Raw genomic sequence first — 18,149 nt, 5'->3', positions numbered from 1 at the left:
TAAAACTTTGGTTATTTGTGATACAAAAAATACAATTCCGGAGCGGAAGTTAAGCGGATGGAGCGTTGGAGCGGAGGAATTTGTATGAGTTGTATCACAAATTTAGAATATTTATTAGTTTCGCAATTACCTGATTATGAATAATATAAGAAGATCTATATTCTCTCAATAATGTACTTTTTGAGGAGAGCATAGATCTTCTTATATTGTATAAGTTAACTTTTAAGTTTCACTTAATGTTATATAATATATATAATATTCCATAAATCAGAGGTTGATGAATTAAATAAATGAATAAGGTATGCCTTCCAATAACAGAAAGTGACTTAGAATGTTCCTTATAAGCTATTGCCGGCAAATTACCTCTCCTAATATATCGTCCCAGAAAAGTACCCGCAAATAAAAGGAAAATCCACGGAATTAATGGATAATAATCTGCTGAGTATACTCCCTCCACCGGAAAACCGATGGGATAAAAAATTTTATAATTCTTAATCTGTTCCGGCAAGGTTACTGGTATTTTAGCTATTATCCCAATATACCCCTCATAAAGATGATATGTTGAAAAATATAAATATATTGATCCTATGATACCTGGCAATATAGGAACTTTTGCTAATATATATCTTAAGAGAGTATATATCAATATGGATATACCAAAGAAATGAAGGATTCCAAATACAATCAATTCTGATGGTATAAAGAGTGCCGTTATTACAGTAAGAATCATTCCAATTCCAAATATCTTTAATCCACGCTTTCCATTATTCCTTGAAAATTCACAGGATATACCTGATATTACAATCAGTGTTCCTGTCATTGTATTGCGAAGTATGTTCATCCATGGGCTATACATCCAATCAATGCTTCCTACCCAGAATATTTGGGATACATCATAAAGCAAGTGATATAAAACCACATATATTATTAATATTCCTCGAATTTCATCAATCAGATGTACTCTTTTTTTATAACCGTCTCCCATGTTCATACCACCTATTATTATCTCTTCCAATTTTCGAATATAACTTTATTTTCATCTAAAAATGCCTTTGAGATTAGAATTTCTGAATCTGTAATATCTTTTACATCTTCATTGATAGGAACAGGGTTGCATCCACCTTTTATTAACTCTACCTCATCCGCAGTAAATTGATTCCCACAGTTTTGACAAACCAGCTTATCCCCCTCCTGCTCATAATATGCAAGTCCAGATCCAAAACAGACCTGACATGTATTAAATGCAGTTCTAATAGAACCATCAGATGCCTTAATTGCAATTACTTCCATATTAAGTCCATCATTATCATAACTATAAAAAGTAGCATCTTCTGTTATGTCAGAAAGAGGTATGGCCATATTCCCATCTTCATTTAATGTCACTTTAACTACATTGTCAACAGGATTTTGAATACTATTATCTGATACAACACTTTTAGGATCAGGTTTCTTATTTTTATCAGGTAAAAAATTAACAAGTACAGCTATCAGTGCAATCCCCATTGCAGCATACATTAAATTATTATTCTTCTTATTTCTTGATTTTTTCTCCATAATTATCTCCCTTTATTAATTATTTTTGTGAACATAACTCAAAGTTGACAGATTTCTTTCAGCCTTATTTTACTATAGATTATAATTATGAATTTATTATGGAGATTTAAAAATTATTTGGAAGGCTTACAAGAAAAGTGCTTCCTTTTCCCAGTACACTCGTGACAGAAATTTTACCATTATGAGCATCTATAATTGCTTTTACTACTGCTAAACCAATCCCACTGCCGCCAGTAGAACTGGAACGTGATTTATCTGTTCGATACAGATGTTCAAAAATCAATGGGAGTTCCTCTTGTGCCATCCCTATTCCCGTATCTTCTATAATAAGTTCTGTTTTCTCTTTATCCTGATTAATCTGAATGATTATTTTTCCATAATCATTGGAATATTTAATTCCATTAGAAATAAGATTTATCAGCACCTGGCCTATCTTATCCTTATCTGCATATATCATACTTGATTTGCCAAGAATTATTAAATCAATCTTTTTCTCTAATAATAAAGAATCAAAATTCATAGTTATCTGGTGAATCAATTCCAATAAATCAAACTTTTCCTTGGTTAAAATTAAATTCTCATCTTCAATTGCAACCAATTTGTCAATATCACCAATCATTCTGGTGAGCCGTAAAATTTCTTCGTTACAGCTTTCCAGTCTTTCTTTTGTTGGCTCCCAGATTCCATCAATCATAGCCTCCAGATTGGACCTAAGGGAAGCTAATGGAGTTCTTATTTCATGGGCGTAATTTCTAGCTAAATTTTTTCTTATGATACTTTGACGTTCCAAGGTCGTGGCTAGACTATTTACACTTTGAATCATCGTTGATAGTTCCAATGTATTGGTTGATATATCTATCAGATGTTTATATTTTCCCTGTTCCATTTCATGTGTCTGATCAATTATTCTATGAATTGGCCTTGTTATTCTACTTGCCATTAAAAAGCCCAAACATATGGCGATGAACAATGCAGCTATGGCACCAAATAAAAACACCTGATTCATGATTTTTAGAAACTGCACTTCACTGTCACCAAAATAAAATGGGCCATAATGTCCTAAATTAATAGTTCCTAATACGGTTTCACTATCTTTAATTAAAAAGTTCGTCTCAACATATTTCCCATCAAAATTAGGATATATACTCTTCATATTATTTTCTATATTATGAAGCATCGTACCGCAGCTTGCATTGTCTACCAGATCCATGCACCAGATCATATTCCCAGAAGTATTATAGATTCGAAGTATAAATCCCTTTTCCAATGCCATATCACCGATATTTATCAAAGTTTCATTGGAAGGAATCCCTTCTGCCTGTTTAAATGCCTTTACTACCTGTTCTGAAATAAGCCTTGCATTTTCATTTTGATTTTTCTTCACGTAATATTCAAATTGATTATTAATCATATACCTGGCCGCAAATAAAAGAGAGAATACCAGGAATAATGAGATTAAAACGTATGAAATTGTCAGCTTTACTTTCAGGCTTATCTTCATGGTATTCCTCCTAAATTCCCTATCCTTCAAATTTATAGCCAATTCCTCTCACAGTTACTATATATTTGGGATTAGAACTATTATCCTCAATCTTACTTCTTAAATTCTTGATATGGGAATCTATTGTTCTCTCAAATCCTTCAAAATCAAATCCCAGTGCAACTTCAATTAACTCATCCCTTGTAAATACTTTATTGGGATACTTTACTAATACAGATAATATTCTAAACTCATTTGGAGTTAAGTTAATTTCCTTACCACTCTTTTGGACCTTTAATTTTGTTAAATCAATGATTAAATCATCATTATTCCAGTTCATTATACTAAATAATGGTGAAATTCCCTCTGAGCAGCGGCGAAGCAGACTCTGAACTCTTACGACCAGCTCTCTTGGGCTAAAGGGTTTTGTCAGGTAATCATCTGCCCCAATGTGAAAACCAGTTATTTTATCATCTTCGTTTACTTTGGCTGTAAGCATTATAATTGGTACCCGGGATTTTCTACGAATCATTCTGCATACCTCTTCCCCTGAAATCTTAGGTAACATAAGATCAAGTATTACTAAATCCGGATAATATTTTTCAAATTGTATTAGAGCATCCTCTCCATCTGATGCTGTGATCACCTCATAATTACTATTTTCCAGGTAAGCCTTTACTGCCTCTACTATTTTTTGTTCATCATCCACAATCAATATTTTCTGTTTTTTATCACTCATAAGTCCCTCACAAATTTTTACATAAGCAAATCCGTTATTTTTGAATTTTGATCTGCATTAATATATTATCTATAATTAATATATCTCTTTATTCCATCCTACCAGAAAATTATGAAGATAATATGAAGAGATATAAAAAATCGGAAAACATTATACACAAGTTTTCCGATTTTTATCGTATATATTAACACATCTTTCTATATATTAGCACTTAATTAATTTACTGTGAAATAAGCTTGTCTTTTTCAAGAATGTGATTTACTAACCAATCATTTAAAAAGTTTAATAAATCTAAAATAGCACCCTCCTGATTTTCATCAATCTTATCAAGGTCAAATTCATTCAATTTTTCAACAAACGCATTATGCTCTATTTTCTGGGTAAATAATCTCTTATACTGGATACTCTCCATATAAGCCTCTTCATCAGCAAAATGCTTTATAGCATAAGCTTTTAATTCTTTAAGAATTTCAATAATATGGTCATATTTATCTGCCACATATTCATCCTGATACAAATCCATGGCAGTTTGAGCGATTCGAAACAATTCTCTGTGCTCATCATCAATTAACTCAATTCCTGTTAAAAACTCATCTTTCATTTCAAACATATCTTATTTCTCCCTTCATTCGTATTAAACATATCCGTTTATTTCACTCTCTGACATTTGTGTGTTAATTCTACACTATTTACCAAACGAATGCAAGAGATTCCTATATTATTCCTATTAAAAAGGCCCTTTGCTTTCGCAAAGGACCTTCCTATATATAATACTATATTATTATTCAGCTAATGATGAATACATAAAGAATTTAAATCCAAGTGGTGATGTATAGAATCCTTCTAACTTATCTGATTTTAAGTAAAGATCAGTATAGTAATAGATAGGGATGATTGGCATTTCTTCACCCAAGATTTTTTCAGCATCATGCATTGCCTGATATCTCACTTCTCTATCTGTAGATGTTTGAACAGTCTTAATTAATGCATCATATTCTGCATTAGACCATTGAGCATCATTATTTCCACCGCCTGTTACCCACATATCAAGGAATGAAATAGGATCATTGTAATCTGCTAACCAACCATGACGAGCAACTTGATAATTTCCTTCTTTTCTTGTATCAATAAATACATTCCAGTCTTGAGAAGAAATTGTTACATTAAGTCCTAAGTTTTCAGCCCACATATTTTGTACAGCTTCCATAATATTTTCATGACCTGGATTAGCCATTAATTCGATTGTTGGGAAACCTTTTCCATCAGCATAACCAGCTTCTGCAAGAAGTTGTTTTGCTTTTGCTACATTACCTTCGTAATCATTTACATCATACCAAGGTTCTGCAGTATCATGGAATTCTTTTTCAATATCAGTATCAGAAAGACCTGTTGCAACAAATGTATCTGCTGGTTGTTGGCCACCCTTAGCTACTGATTCAACAATATAATTTCTATCAAGAGCTAATGCAAGTGCCTGACGAACTTTCACATCTTTAAATTCTTCTTTTTCTACATTAAGACATAAGAAATAAGTTCCTAATTGTCCTTCAATATATAGGCCATTATCTGTCATAGCTTCGATATTTTCACTTGGAAGATCATCACCAAATACAATTTCATTGTTCTTGAATGCTGTAAGAATTGTATTTTGATCATCCATTAATACAAAATTAATTGCATCTGGACCTAATTTAGATACATCATAATAGTTTTCATTTTTTACAAATACCATTTTAGCCTGGTGTTCCCAAGTATCTAATACATATGGTCCATTTCCGATATAAGTTTCTGGTTCTGTAGCCCAAGTATCTGGGTTAGCACTGACAATATCCTCTCTTACCGGGTAAGTTGTTGGGAATGCTGCGATTTCTAAGAAATAAGTTGTAGGTGTTGCTAATGTAACTTCAAATGTTTTTTCATCAACTGCTTTCACACCTAACTCGCTAGGATCTTTTTCACCAGCCATAACTTCATATGCATTTAAAACTGGTCCAAGCATATAGTTATATTCAGATGCTGTAGCAGGATCTACTGCTCTTCTCCAGGCATATTCAAAGTCTGAAGCTTTCACGGCTTCTCCATCAGACCATTTCGCGTCATCACGAAGAGTAAAGGTATATACTAATTGATCATCACTTATTTTTACATCAGCTGCCTGACCATTTACTACTTCACCTTTATCATTTAATTTCATTAATCCTTCAAATGCATGATTGATTAAAGTACCACCATCAACAGCAGTATTTAATGCAGGATCAATTGTATTTGGCTCTGGGCCAACATGTACATTAAGTTCTAATTTGTCGCCAGAAGCTCCCTCTTCTTTTTTGCCGCCACATGCAGTTAAAGCTGTAGTAATGACCATTACTAATAACATTAACACGGCAAGACGTTTTGTTACGTTTGTCTTTTTCATAATCTTCCTCCTTTTTTATTGAGTCTTCCTAATTTAAGAAGCTCTAATTTTATTTAATAATTTCTATTATATAAGATAACCTTATATTGAAATTTTAAATCACATTTAAAAAGAACATTCTATTAATTATTAATATTTTCAAGATTATGACAGGCTACATAATGCTCAGTGCCATATTCCCTAAATATTGGTTTTTCCTTCGCACAAATGTCCGTCGCATACGGACACCTGGTCCTAAAAGTACATCCACTAGGTGGATTTAATGGACTTGGTATATCTCCATTTAAGACAATACGCTCTCTGCTTCTGCTTGTCTTAGGATCCGCAACCGGAATTGCTGAAAGCAATGTTTTAGTGTATGGATGCAATGGATTTTTGTATAATTCCTGACTTGTTGTTAATTCTACCAGATGTCCCAGGTACATAACACCAATACGATTACTGATATGTTTTACAATTGATAAATCATGTGCTATAAAAAGGTATGTAAATCCTTTTTCCGCCTGTAAATCTTCCAGCATGTTTACTACCTGTGCCTGAATAGATACATCTAATGCAGATACCGGTTCATCACAAACAATAAATTCAGGTTCTACTGCTAATGCTCTAGCAATCCCAATTCTTTGTCTTTGTCCGCCAGAGAACTCGTGTGCAAATCGATTGGCATGTTCTGCATTTAATCCTACCGTTTCAAGTAATTTATAAATCTTTTCTTTTCTTTCTTCTTTTGTTTTATACATCTTATGAATGTCCAGCGGCTCACCGACAATATCGCCAACGGTCATTCTTGGATCTAGAGATGCATATGGATCTTGAAAGATAATCTGCATTTTTCTTCTATATGGCAGCATATCTTCTTTCGTAATATCTTTTCCATCATAGATAATCTGACCTTCTGTTGGTTCATGCAGTCTTAATATGGTTCTTCCAAATGTTGTCTTACCACAGCCACTTTCACCTACAAGACCTAATGTTTCACCTTTTTTTATAAACAGACTGACATCATCTACTGCTTTTACATTATTTGTTTTAAATAACCCTTCCTTGATTGGGAAATATTTCTTTAGACCTTTGATCTCAATCAGGTTATCACTCTTTAATTGTTCTGCCATTACTTCCCACTCTCCTTATCAAATTCTTCTTTCACATTCAGCCAGCAAAGAGAATCGTGATTCTCTCCAACATGACATAGAGGAGGTTTCTTGGTCAAACAAATTTTCATAGCATGTTCGCATCTAGGTGCAAAGGCACAGCCTTGTGGAGGATTAATCAAGTCTACCGGAGTACCTTCAATCGGAATTAAACGTTCATGCTCTTCTGCATTTAGTTTTGGAATTGATTTTAATAATCCCCATGTATAAGGATGTTTTGGATCATAGAAGATATCATCAATACTTCCACTTTCTACTATATTACCTGCATACATTACTGCAACCTTGTCACAAATCTCAGATACAACTCCTAAATCATGAGTAATAAAGATGATTGACATATTAATTTTGTCTTTCAATTCCTTCATAAGCTCAATAATCTGTGCCTGAATTGTAACATCTAAAGCAGTTGTAGGCTCATCAGCTATCAATAATTTTGGATTACAGGCTAAAGCCATTGCAATCATAACGCGCTGTCTCATACCACCGGAGAATTCATGGGGATATTGATGCATTCTCTTCTCAGGCTGGTTGATACCAACAAGTTTAAATAATTCAATAATTCTCTCTTCTCTTTGTTGCTTATTTAAATCAGTATGTTTTCTTAAAGATTCATCAATTTGATTTCCTACCGTATAGACCGGATTTAAGGATGTCATTGGATCCTGGAAAATCATACTTACGTCTTTTCCTCTGATTTGAGCCATTTCTTTCTCTGGCATTGTTGTTATATCTTTCCCGTCAAAAGTAATGGAACCACCTATAATTTTACCTGGATCAGGAATAATTCCCATTAAACCATAGGATGATACGGATTTACCACTACCTGACTCTCCTACGATTCCCATTACTTCACCATGTTTTAATTCATAAGTAACGCCTCGAACTGCCTTAACCTCTCCCGCATAAGTAAAGAAAGACACTTCGAAATCATTTACATTAAGTAATGATTTATTATTTAATTCTGCCATAACAATGTCCTCCTTCGTTATTTCATCTTTGGATCCAGTGCATCACGAAGACCATCACCAAATAAGTTAAAAGCTAAGATAATAATACTAATCGTAATTGCCGGGAACAGCAAACGATATGGATAAGACGAAATACCATTTAAAGCATCTGAAGCCAGGGAACCTAAACTTGCAAGGGGTTTATTTACACCAATTCCCAAGAAACTTAAATATGCTTCTGTAAAGATTGCTGAAGGAATTTGAAGCATGGTGGTTACAACTAATTGTCCAACACAGTTTGGTAATAAATGTTTTTTAATTAATCTTGCATTGTTAGACCCTAACGCTCTTGCTGCATTTACATATTCCATCTCTTTTAATTGCAATACCTGACCACGTACAATCCTCGCCATACCAACCCAGTAAAGAAGAGCGTATACGATGAACATAGCTATAATACCAGGTCCTAAAACTTGTAATCCTCCGAGGGCTTTCCCAGAGTCAAACGCTGCTGTCAATGGATCATTTAATACAATACTTAAAAGTATAATAACTAACATATCCGGAAGTGAGTAAATAACTTCCACGATTCTCATCATAACTGCATCTGCCGTTCCGCCGAGCAGTCCTGATATTGCTCCATATATAGAACCAATCACTAATACAAGTAATGCTGCTCCAATACCGATAAGAAGTGAAATTCTGGCTCCGATCATAGTTCTGACCAATAAATCACGTCCCAAATTATCCGTTCCAAATGGATGTTTGAAACATGGAGTAAGATTTTCATCTCCTCTGATTTGTTGACTATAACTATATGGGCTAAGATATGGTCCCACAATTGCAAATAATAAAATAAGGATAATAATTACTAAAGAAACCATTGCTATCTTATTCTGTTTTAATCTTCTCCATGCATCCTTCCAAAAACTGGTATTTTCCCCCATGGTTACTAATTCATTTTTTTCTCTATTGGAAGCAGGTGCAAAATCATCTGCGGTCACTTCTATTTGAGTACTAAATAATTTTTTATTATTTAAAATCACGATTTTGCTCCTTTCTATTCATTTAAATTAATTCTTGGATCAACTACTTTGTATAATATGTCACATACAAGGTTCATAATAATAATAAGAGCTGCTAAGAAAATCGTTGTACCCATAATTATATTATAATCCCTGGCATCTATTGCTTTAATAAAATAACGTCCTAAACCAGGTATATTAAAAACTTTTTCAACAACGAATCCACCTGTTAATGTATATGCTACAAGTGGTCCAAGATATGTAATAACAGGAATCAGCGAATTACGCATTGCATGTTTAAAAGTTACCACAAAATCTGACATACCTTTGGCTTTGGCAGTTCTAATATAGTCCTGTCCCATTGCTTCAAGCATACTGGAACGAAGCAATCTTGCAATATAACACATTGGGTAAAATCCTAATGTAAATACTGGTAAGATATAACTAGCCGGTTCATCCAATCCATATGTTGGAAGCCACTTTAAACTTAGTGCAAATATTAACATCGATGTAGTCGCAATAACAAATCCTGGTATTGCAATACCTGCCGTTGACATTACACGGATTACGTTATCCTGCCACTTATTCCTACGAAGTGCAGCGATACATCCTAATGGTATACCAAAAGCCATAGCAAACAATATAGCAAATCCTCCCAGTTTTGCTGAAATTGGGAATGAATCTTCTATAATTCTTGCTACCGACACATTTTTTCTAAGTTTATAGCTAATTCCAAGGTCCCCTTTTAATAATTGACCTATGTATTTCTGATATTGAACGTATATTGGTTTATCTAAACCATACTTTTCATTCAATGCAGCTTCTGCAATCTCATTGGTCTTCTCTGAAGTGAACGGGCTACCTGGAACTAATTTCATCAAGAAAAACGTAATGGTTGCAGCTATAAATACCGTAAAAATGGCCGCAACAATCCTCTTTATCATGTACTTTGCCATGAAATTCAACCTACTTTCTTACATTTTTAAACTACTTGTTTACTTTACAACTTTAAACAAATGCCATTATAATCATACATTGTTTCCTACAATTTTGTCAATATAAATAAGTAACAATAGAGGCATTTATTAGATATATTAATATATTTAGGAAAATCTAACATATTTTTGTAATTATTAAAATTATTTATTCAATTTCCTTAATTACTCTCGCAGAAATGAAAAAAGCCATAAGACAGGAATTGAAATCCACTCCCTTATGGCTATTTATTAATTCTATTAATATACTTATGCCATTATAACAATAAATCTTATTTATTACAATAGTTTTTTTCTGAATATAATAATCTTAAATAATGATTTGCTTCTCTTAATACATGATCTGCTAATAATGGTAATATTATTGATTGAATTTCACAGCAATCAATTCCTTTTGTTCCTGCTTCTTTAAAATCACGCAGCTGTACTGTTTTACGAATGGTTTCGTTGGTGATGCTCTCAATTGTTTCATCTGTCATGTCCTTGGCTGCTTCTAAAAGACATGCAAATTCTTTTGCAAATTCATTGGAAGTATCGATAAGTTCGTTTTCTGTTGGATCTAACAATCCACGAATAAACAATGCATGTTCCATCATAATTTGGTTCCAGAACAATTCAACTTGCTTCATACTTTGACTTTCTATATCTTTCCCGTTCTCTAATGCTATAATATAGGAACGATAAAGTTTTGCTTCTCTTGTTATATGTTTTATTAATAGAGGATAATTAAATGTGTACATATCACATGACAATACTTTACGTAGTATTTCCTCTTTTAAATGGATCAGGCCGTCTAATAACCTGATTGCTTCCCGATTGATCCTTCGTACTCTTCTGGTGATATCCGAAGTGATACGGGATACCCTTTCACATCTTAGTCCCTGTTCCAATCTGGTAATTTCTGTATTGATTGGAATACCCGATAATTTTTCTGTGTGTTTTTCTGTACTGCAAGTAAATTCTGTAACAATTTCACCTGAATCTAAAATATCGCATCTTACAATTCCATCACTTAATTGTACCACATCAAACAAAAGTTTTTCAAACTGTCTTCTATAGTTATCTGCCTCTTTTATGAAGTTTTCGTCTTTTTGTACAAAGCCTGCTTCTAAGAATAACGAATGTTCTTTCATAATTCTGGCAAAGAACAAATGTAATTCTAATGACAAAACAACATACTTCTGCATAACAAATCCTTTACTTTTTTATTATACTATATGCAATCTTTTGATTATTGATATCATCAGATAAAAATATAGGAATGAAAGGATTTACCTTCATTCCTATACTTTATTAAATATATTAAACTCTTATAACCATATAAAATATAATTATAGTAATTTCTTTAATTCATCTGCAACATGTTGAACCTGAGTTCCAACAATAACTTGAACACTGGTTCTGCTTGGTCTGATAACGCCGGCTACACCTGCAGATTTAATTTTCTTTTCATTTACCACTGTGTAATCTTTTACTTCAATACGAAGTCTTGTAATACAGTTGTCAACGGAAGCAATATTATCTTTACCACCAAGGCCTTCTAGAATTGTAGCTGCAACTTGTGCATAGTCACTGTAAGAAATTGTAGTATGTAATTCTTCTTCAGTAACATCATCATCTTCCCTACCTGGAGTTTTAAGATTAAATTTAGTGATTACAAAACGGAAAATACCATAATAAGCAACTGCAAATCCTAAACCAACTGGAAGTAATAATAATGGATTTTGAGCCATTGGAGCTTTAAAACTTAAAACGAAGTCAACTAGACCTGCACTAAAGTTAAAACCTGCTCTGGCTGGTAATAAAGCAACGATAAATACAGAGATACCTGTTAAAATTGCATGTACTAAGTATAGTCCAGGAGCTAAGAACATGAATGCGAATTCTAATGGTTCTGTAACACCTGTAAAGAATGAACACAAAGCTGCTGCTCCTAATAAACCTGCTGCGATTTTTTTCTTATTAGATTTTGCAGTATGATACATTGCTAATGCTGCAGCAGGTAAACCAAACATCATAACTGGGAAGAAACCAGCCATATACATACCAGTTGTACCTAATGTACCTTCACCTGACCAGAAGTTACCTAAGTCATTAATACCTGCAACATCAAACCAGAATACTGAATTTAATGCATGGTGAAGACCAACTGGAATTAATAATCTGTTTAAGAATGCGTAGATACCGGCACCGATTGCTCCTGTGCTTGTAATCGCTGTACCAAATGAAACTAATGCGCCGAAAATAACTGGCCATACGAAGAATAAAACAACACTTACTAATACGGAAGCACCTGCTGTTACAATTGCTACACATCTCTTACCACTAAAGAATGCCAACGCATCCGGTAATTTTGTATTTTTGAATTTATTGTAGCAAGAAGCACCAATAAGACCTGAAAGAATACCAATAAATTGATTTGCGATCTTACCAAAAGCAGGATCTGCTGCTTCTTGTCCTGTAAACATTGCAACTGCACCACTTGATAATAAAGTGGTAATCATTAACCAGGAAACAAGACCTGCAAGAGCAGCTGTTCCATCGTTATCTTTCGCCATACCAACAGCTACACCAATTGCAAACAGAATTGCCATATTATCGATTAAAGCTCCACCGGCTTTAATTAAGAATGCAGATAATACATTGTTAGCACCCCAGCCAGTTGGATCGATCCAATAACCAATACCCATAAGGATACCAGCCACTGGTAAACATGCTACAGGTAACATTAAAGATTTACCTAATCTTTGAAGATATTTCATCATAATAAAACTTCCCCTTTCTTTCGCGCTGCTACCTTTGTGTAGCTACACGCAAGTACCAAATTATAAATTGGATTTTAAAAATTCTGCGACCGTCTTTGCTGCTTCTTCCTCATCCGGGCCATTAAAAATAACTGTTATTTCTTCTCCTTGTTTGACCCCAAGTCCCATAACTCCTATAATGCGTTTTGCATCCACTTCTTTTGTGTCCTTCTTGATGTTGATGGTACAGGTAAATTTACCAGCTTCTTTAATTAAAAGCCCAGCAGGTCTTGCATGGATACCCATCTCATCCTTGATGACATACTTTATTTCTCTCATGTTGCCCTCCTTCCATTATAGAATGCTTTTGTAACTATATAAAAATATAAATATTAGAAAAAATTTCTATATATTTATAATTTCATCTAATTCTTTTACTGCTTTTCCTGTGATTGTCTGCAATTCCGGAAAATTGTCTGAATTACAGATAACAACAGGTGTAATAACTTCATATCCTGCTTCCTTGATCTTAGGAATATCAAACTCTACCAATAAATCCCCAGCTTTTACTCTGTCATCCGCTTTTACATAGGACTTAAAATGCTCTCCTTTTAAGTTCACAGTATCTAACCCAATATGGATTAAAATCTCAGCTCCAGTATCCGTTGTTATAGTAACTGCATGTTTTGTATCAAACATTATAGTAACCACTCCGTTTGCAGGTGCTACCACTCTTCCTCTGTTGGGCCTGATAGCAACTCCTTTTCCTAAAATTCCTGTTGCAAAGGTAGGATCACTTACTTCACTGAGCGGACATACCTCTCCTTCCACCGGTGCTAAAATTACATTCTTTTTACTGCCTAGTCCAAATGCTTCCTTTAATTTATTAAACATAGTTCCTCCTTAATTAATCCTTTTGATTGTCTCTTAATTATCTGCTAATAAAACTCGCCTTATGTGTACTGTTAAGTACGTTAATTCTTCTTCTGTAATATTGTGACCAAAATGCTCTTTAATATAATCTGCAATATTCTGGGCACATTTATATTCTTCAGTATATAATCTTTCAATCATTTCTTTAAAATCTTTATCTTTATTATCTAATAACTCTTTCTTCACCATTCTTTGAGTGAGGAATTTTAAATGAGTGATAAATCTTTCATAATGTATGGATTCTTCATCAAGCTCTATTTCAAAGTAATCTTTTACTATCTGTAGAATTTCGGGAATACACCTTGTTATATTAATCGCTTCACCCATCACTGTATCATATTCGGCATTTACAATATGCAGAGCAACAGATGCCACTTCATCAACAGGAAGGTTCACACCCAATTCCTTTCTTATTAAAGCTACCGCATACTCACCAATTAAATATTCCTGGCGATAAAAATTTTTCACCTCCCACAATAATGGATTTTGAAACATCATGCCTTGATTGAAACGTTCTACAGCAAAATTAATATGATCTGTTAATGTAATATATATGTTTTGGTTTAATTTCTTATTTAAAACCCTTTTCGCATATTCTACAATATCACTAGATACTTGTATGTGCTCTAATGGCATCGTTGTTAATAATTCTTTAAATTTATCTACTGAACTTTGGCTATCCATGTAGAAAATCTTTTCAATCTTCTCTTTTTTAATTATATTTCCTGCTTTGGCCTTAAAACCAATTCCTTTGCCCATCACAACAACTTCACGATTGCTTTCATCCCTTGCACTTACCACATTATTATTGATTACTTTCTCAATTTGCATTATTACACCTCAAAATATAAAGTGAAACTTGATTCAGGTGTGGTTTTTACCACATCTGAATCTTAGCCCCTCTTATCTAGGGACGTAGCAACTGTTATCTCCCACTTTAGAAGTGGGAGTGTTACAGTTGGTAGTCATCAGATACTGATTGATAAGGTCCTTTTGGGCATAAAAAAGACCAAATCTTACAAGACAAAATCTTTAAATATTGCCCTACAAAATTTGGTCTTGCCTGCATCCCAGTAACAATCCAAGTAATTATTTATTTCTAATTCTTTCTCATTTTAACAACGTTTATACTAATTGTCAATAGATTTTTTAGATATTTTTTATACTTATTTTATAATTCAGGTGCAAAATTAGTGATTATTAGATATATTTTTTCATATTTTAGGGATTTAAATCACTTTTTAGCTTATCGCGTAAAACCATCTGCAAGATACCACCATGGCGATAATAATCAATATCGATTATGGAATCAAAACGAACCCTGCAATTAAATTTTGTAATGTTTCCATTTAAACTTGCTGTAACCAGAACTTTATCAAAAGGTTTTACTGATTCATCAATATCAACACTTAAAATTTCTTCACCAGTCAATCCTAAGCTCTCAGGAGTATCACCATCTATAAATTGGAGAGGCAGAATCCCCATCATTACAAGGTTAGAGCGATGAATACGTTCATAACTTTCTGCGATTACTATCTTAATTCCAAGAAGGCTGGGACCTTTTGCCGCCCAGTCTCTGGAAGAACCCATGCCATAATCTTTACCAGAAAGGATTGCTAAACCTGTATTATTTTCTTTATATTTCATGCAGGCATCATAGATTGGCATTACCTCATTTTCAGGCCAATAAGTTGTATATCCGCCGTCAATACCTGGTGCCAGCTGGTTACGGATCCGTATATTAGCAAAAGTTCCTCTCATCATGATTTCATGATTTCCCCTCCTGGATCCATACGTATTGAAATTTTCAGGATTGATGCCATGTTCCATTAAATATTTACCTGCCGGGGTATTCTTTCCTATGGAGCCTGCTGGTGAAATATGGTCTGTAGTAATAGAATCACCGAACTTTCCTACCACCCTTATCCCTGATATTGGTTTTATTTTACCAGGTTCTTTGGACATATGGGCAAAGAAAGTAGGATTTTGTATATATGTTGATTCTCTGTCAAATTCATATAATTCATTTTTTTCAACCTTTATTGAGTTCCACAGGGAATTATCTTCATAAACTGTTTTATATTCATTTTTGAATAATTCCGGCTTCACACTTTTAATAACTTCTCTGGAAATCTCGTTTGATGAAGGCCATATATCTTTCAGATACACTGGCTCTTTAGAATCATTCACGCCTAATGGTTCCTTCAGCAAATCAATATTCATGGTTCCTGCAATTGCATATGCTACAACTAAAATAGGGGATGCCAGATAATTTGCTTTTACTAATTGATGTATACGGCCTTCAAAATTACGATTTCCTGATAATATTGAAGTAACTAATAAATCATTTTCTATAATTTCTTTTGAGATTTCCGGTAATAAAGGTCCCGAATTACCAATGCAAGTGGTGCAGCCATAACCAACAATATGAAAACCTAGATGTTCTAAATATTCCAGCAGCCCTGCCTCTTTCAAATATCCCGTTACTACTTTTGAACCTGGTGCCAAAGAAGTTTTTACATGAGCTGGCACTTTCAGACCTTTTAGAACTGCATTTCTGGCAAGCAGACCCGCTCCTATCATAACCGTTGGATTAGAGGTATTTGTACAGGATGTAATAGCTGCTATGGCAATGGAACCTGTTCTCATAGTACTGCTTCTTCCATCCGGCAATTGAATGGTAACCTCTTTTTCAAACTCTTCCTCGGAAAGCCCATGTCCCTGATTACCAAGAGCTGTTGTAACAGACTTAACAAATTCTTTTTTCATCCTGCTTAGAGGAATCAAGTCCTGAGGCCGCTTTGGTCCTGATAAAGAGGTTTCAATCTCATTTAAGTCTATTTCAATAATCTCACTATAGTTTGGTTCCTCTTGATTTTTATCATAGAACATATAATTTTCTTTAAGATACTTCTCTACCAGACTAATATGCTCCTTCGAACGTCCCGTTAATTCCAGGTAATTAAGAGTTTCTTCATCCACTGGAAAGAAACCACAAGTTGCACCGTATTCAGGTGCCATATTGGCTACTGTTGCCCTATCTGCCAATGATAATTGGTTTACTCCCTCTCCAAAATATTCTATGAATTTACCTACCACTCCTCTGCCACGCAATACTTTTGTAATATGAAGAGCAAGATCCGTAGCATTCACACCTGTATTTAAAGAACCTGTAATACGGACTCCTATCACTTCGGGGATCGGGAAATAGGATGGTTGTCCAAGCATACCGGCTTCCGCTTCAATTCCTCCAACACCCCACCCTAATACACCAAGACCATTGATCATGGTAGTATGAGAATCTGTTCCTACTAATGTATCAGGATATATAACTGTTCTATCTTTTTCTGACTTCTCTATTACTACTTTTGCCAGATATTCTAAATTTACCTGATGGACAATGCCTGTCGCAGGAGGAACTACGTTGAAATTGGCAAATACTTCTTTTGCCCAGTTTAAGAACTGATATCGTTCCATGTTTCTTTCAAATTCAATCTTTATATTATCCTTTAAGGCATTCTTAGAAATATATTCATCCACTTGAACTGAGTGATCGATAACAAGGTCCACTGGAACTTCCGGATTTATTTTATTAATATTTCCATTTACCTTTTCCATTGCCAGACGCATTGATGCTAAATCCACAACAGCAGGAACTCCCGTAAAATCTTGCAATATTACTCTTGCCGGTTTAAATGGCACCTCTGCTTCCAGGTTTTCAAAGTTATTCCAATTTGCCAGGTTACGAATATGTTCCTCTGTAATAATGTAATTATCACATTGCCTTAGCACAGATTCTAACAGTATCCGAATTGAATATGGAAGATGTTTTATATCATAACCTTCTTCTTGTAAAGAAAGTATACTATAGTAATCATAAATTCGATTATCTATTTGTAATTGTTTAAGAGCTTTTCCTTTTATTCCCTGATACATAAAAATTACCACCCTTTCCGATTGAATTATTGAAATCTTATCATTTCCATAACAAATCGGCAAGGGGGGTAATTTTAAATTTTTGCTTTCATCTTGTGAAAGTATATTTTTTAGGTAATTGGGAAACTCCAAAATTTTGGTCATTTGTGATACAAATAATACAATTCCGGAGCGGAAGTTAAGCGGAAGGAGCGTTGGAGCGAAGGAATTTGTATGAATTGTATCA

16 protein-coding genes are annotated in these 18,149 nt (G+C 34.0%); all 16 read right to left on the bottom strand.

Annotation, left to right across the window (positions count from 1 at the left end; all coding sequences use genetic code 11):
* Positions 1-229 precede the first annotated feature (229 nt).
* The 16 genes from EDD66_RS13455 to acnA all read right to left on the bottom strand — a co-directional run bounded on the left by EDD66_RS13455 (position 230) and on the right by acnA (position 17,923).
* Complete coding sequence (locus EDD66_RS13455) at positions 230-985, bottom strand: heparan-alpha-glucosaminide N-acetyltransferase (protein ID WP_170164355.1); 756 nt, start codon at positions 983-985, stop codon at positions 230-232.
* Positions 986-1,002: 17 nt separating this feature from the next.
* Entirely contained in the window at positions 1,003-1,554 is a 552-nt protein-coding gene (locus EDD66_RS18715) for a DUF2318 domain-containing protein (RefSeq protein ID WP_243115364.1), read from the bottom strand.
* Between the two features lie 106 nt (positions 1,555-1,660).
* A complete protein-coding gene (locus EDD66_RS13445) occupies positions 1,661-3,055 on the bottom strand; it encodes a sensor histidine kinase (protein WP_123610108.1) in 1,395 nt (464 codons plus the stop codon).
* A gap of 19 nt (positions 3,056-3,074) precedes the next feature.
* Positions 3,075-3,773, bottom strand: coding sequence for a response regulator transcription factor (locus EDD66_RS13440; protein ID WP_123610107.1), 699 nt, complete (start codon positions 3,771-3,773; stop codon positions 3,075-3,077).
* Between the two features lie 220 nt (positions 3,774-3,993).
* On the bottom strand, positions 3,994-4,383 hold the full coding sequence (locus EDD66_RS13435) for a bacteriohemerythrin (protein ID WP_123610106.1): 390 nt from the start codon (positions 4,381-4,383) through the stop codon (positions 3,994-3,996).
* Between the two features lie 171 nt (positions 4,384-4,554).
* Complete coding sequence (locus tag EDD66_RS13430; RefSeq protein ID WP_123610105.1) at positions 4,555-6,189, bottom strand: peptide ABC transporter substrate-binding protein; 1,635 nt, start codon at positions 6,187-6,189, stop codon at positions 4,555-4,557.
* A 122-nt stretch (positions 6,190-6,311) separates the two neighbouring features.
* Positions 6,312-7,301 (bottom strand): ABC transporter ATP-binding protein, encoded by a 990-nt coding sequence (locus EDD66_RS13425; protein WP_123610104.1) that lies wholly within the window; start codon positions 7,299-7,301, stop codon positions 6,312-6,314.
* A complete protein-coding gene (locus EDD66_RS13420) occupies positions 7,301-8,311 on the bottom strand; it encodes an ABC transporter ATP-binding protein (RefSeq protein WP_123610103.1) in 1,011 nt (336 codons plus the stop codon). Before EDD66_RS13420 ends, EDD66_RS13425 begins: the two co-directional genes overlap by 1 nt.
* Positions 8,312-8,328: 17 nt before the next feature.
* Positions 8,329-9,333, bottom strand: a complete 1,005-nt coding sequence (locus EDD66_RS13415) for an ABC transporter permease (RefSeq protein ID WP_408632114.1) — start codon at positions 9,331-9,333, stop codon at positions 8,329-8,331.
* A gap of 17 nt (positions 9,334-9,350) precedes the next feature.
* Positions 9,351-10,271, bottom strand: coding sequence for an ABC transporter permease (locus EDD66_RS13410; RefSeq protein ID WP_123610102.1), 921 nt, complete (start codon positions 10,269-10,271; stop codon positions 9,351-9,353).
* Positions 10,272-10,582: 311 nt separating this feature from the next.
* The gene (locus EDD66_RS13405) at positions 10,583-11,497 is read right to left on the bottom strand and encodes a DUF2935 domain-containing protein (RefSeq protein WP_123610101.1); all 915 of its coding nucleotides are present in this window, start codon (positions 11,495-11,497) and stop codon (positions 10,583-10,585) included.
* A gap of 144 nt (positions 11,498-11,641) precedes the next feature.
* Positions 11,642-13,075, bottom strand: a complete 1,434-nt coding sequence (gene nagE / locus EDD66_RS13400; protein ID WP_170164354.1) for an N-acetylglucosamine-specific PTS transporter subunit IIBC — start codon at positions 13,073-13,075, stop codon at positions 11,642-11,644.
* Between the two features lie 60 nt (positions 13,076-13,135).
* Positions 13,136-13,393, bottom strand: coding sequence for an HPr family phosphocarrier protein (locus EDD66_RS13395; RefSeq protein ID WP_123610100.1), 258 nt, complete (start codon positions 13,391-13,393; stop codon positions 13,136-13,138).
* A gap of 66 nt (positions 13,394-13,459) precedes the next feature.
* Positions 13,460-13,948: a PTS sugar transporter subunit IIA gene (locus tag EDD66_RS13390; protein ID WP_123610099.1), complete on the bottom strand. Its 489-nt coding sequence runs from the start codon at positions 13,946-13,948 to the stop codon at positions 13,460-13,462.
* A gap of 33 nt (positions 13,949-13,981) precedes the next feature.
* Complete coding sequence (licT, locus tag EDD66_RS13385) at positions 13,982-14,818, bottom strand: BglG family transcription antiterminator LicT (protein ID WP_123610098.1); 837 nt, start codon at positions 14,816-14,818, stop codon at positions 13,982-13,984.
* A gap of 390 nt (positions 14,819-15,208) precedes the next feature.
* Entirely contained in the window at positions 15,209-17,923 is a 2,715-nt protein-coding gene (acnA, locus tag EDD66_RS13380) for an aconitate hydratase AcnA (protein WP_123610097.1), read from the bottom strand.
* Positions 17,924-18,149: the final 226 nt, after the last annotated feature.

This window comes from Mobilisporobacter senegalensis (assembly GCF_003752155.1).
GTDB classification, from domain to species: Bacteria; Bacillota; Clostridia; order Lachnospirales; family Lachnospiraceae; genus Mobilisporobacter; species Mobilisporobacter senegalensis.
The sequence above is the reverse complement of the archived record's forward strand: the minus strand, read 5'-3'. Positions and strand labels throughout refer to the sequence as shown.

What these genes read in the sequence shown, in the direction of transcription:
- licT (WP_123610098.1), bottom strand. Translation starts at nt 14,818, where the DNA reads ATGCAAATTGAGAAAGTAATCAATAATAATGTGGTAAGTGCAAGGGAT.
- EDD66_RS13445 (WP_123610108.1), bottom strand. Translation starts at nt 3,055, where the DNA reads ATGAAGATAAGCCTGAAAGTAAAGCTGACAATTTCATACGTTTTAATC.
- EDD66_RS13435 (WP_123610106.1), bottom strand. Translation starts at nt 4,383, where the DNA reads ATGTTTGAAATGAAAGATGAGTTTTTAACAGGAATTGAGTTAATTGAT.
- nagE (WP_170164354.1), bottom strand. Translation starts at nt 13,075, where the DNA reads ATGATGAAATATCTTCAAAGATTAGGTAAATCTTTAATGTTACCTGTA.
- EDD66_RS13425 (WP_123610104.1), bottom strand. Translation starts at nt 7,301, where the DNA reads ATGGCAGAACAATTAAAGAGTGATAACCTGATTGAGATCAAAGGTCTA.
- EDD66_RS13395 (WP_123610100.1), bottom strand. Translation starts at nt 13,393, where the DNA reads ATGAGAGAAATAAAGTATGTCATCAAGGATGAGATGGGTATCCATGCA.
- EDD66_RS13390 (WP_123610099.1), bottom strand. Translation starts at nt 13,948, where the DNA reads ATGTTTAATAAATTAAAGGAAGCATTTGGACTAGGCAGTAAAAAGAAT.
- acnA (WP_123610097.1), bottom strand. Translation starts at nt 17,923, where the DNA reads ATGTATCAGGGAATAAAAGGAAAAGCTCTTAAACAATTACAAATAGAT.
- EDD66_RS13405 (WP_123610101.1), bottom strand. Translation starts at nt 11,497, where the DNA reads ATGCAGAAGTATGTTGTTTTGTCATTAGAATTACATTTGTTCTTTGCC.
- EDD66_RS13440 (WP_123610107.1), bottom strand. Translation starts at nt 3,773, where the DNA reads ATGAGTGATAAAAAACAGAAAATATTGATTGTGGATGATGAACAAAAA.
- EDD66_RS13430 (WP_123610105.1), bottom strand. Translation starts at nt 6,189, where the DNA reads ATGAAAAAGACAAACGTAACAAAACGTCTTGCCGTGTTAATGTTATTA.
- EDD66_RS13410 (WP_123610102.1), bottom strand. Translation starts at nt 10,271, where the DNA reads ATGGCAAAGTACATGATAAAGAGGATTGTTGCGGCCATTTTTACGGTA.
- EDD66_RS18715 (WP_243115364.1), bottom strand. Translation starts at nt 1,554, where the DNA reads ATGGAGAAAAAATCAAGAAATAAGAAGAATAATAATTTAATGTATGCT.
- EDD66_RS13420 (WP_123610103.1), bottom strand. Translation starts at nt 8,311, where the DNA reads ATGGCAGAATTAAATAATAAATCATTACTTAATGTAAATGATTTCGAA.
- EDD66_RS13455 (WP_170164355.1), bottom strand. Translation starts at nt 985, where the DNA reads ATGGGAGACGGTTATAAAAAAAGAGTACATCTGATTGATGAAATTCGA.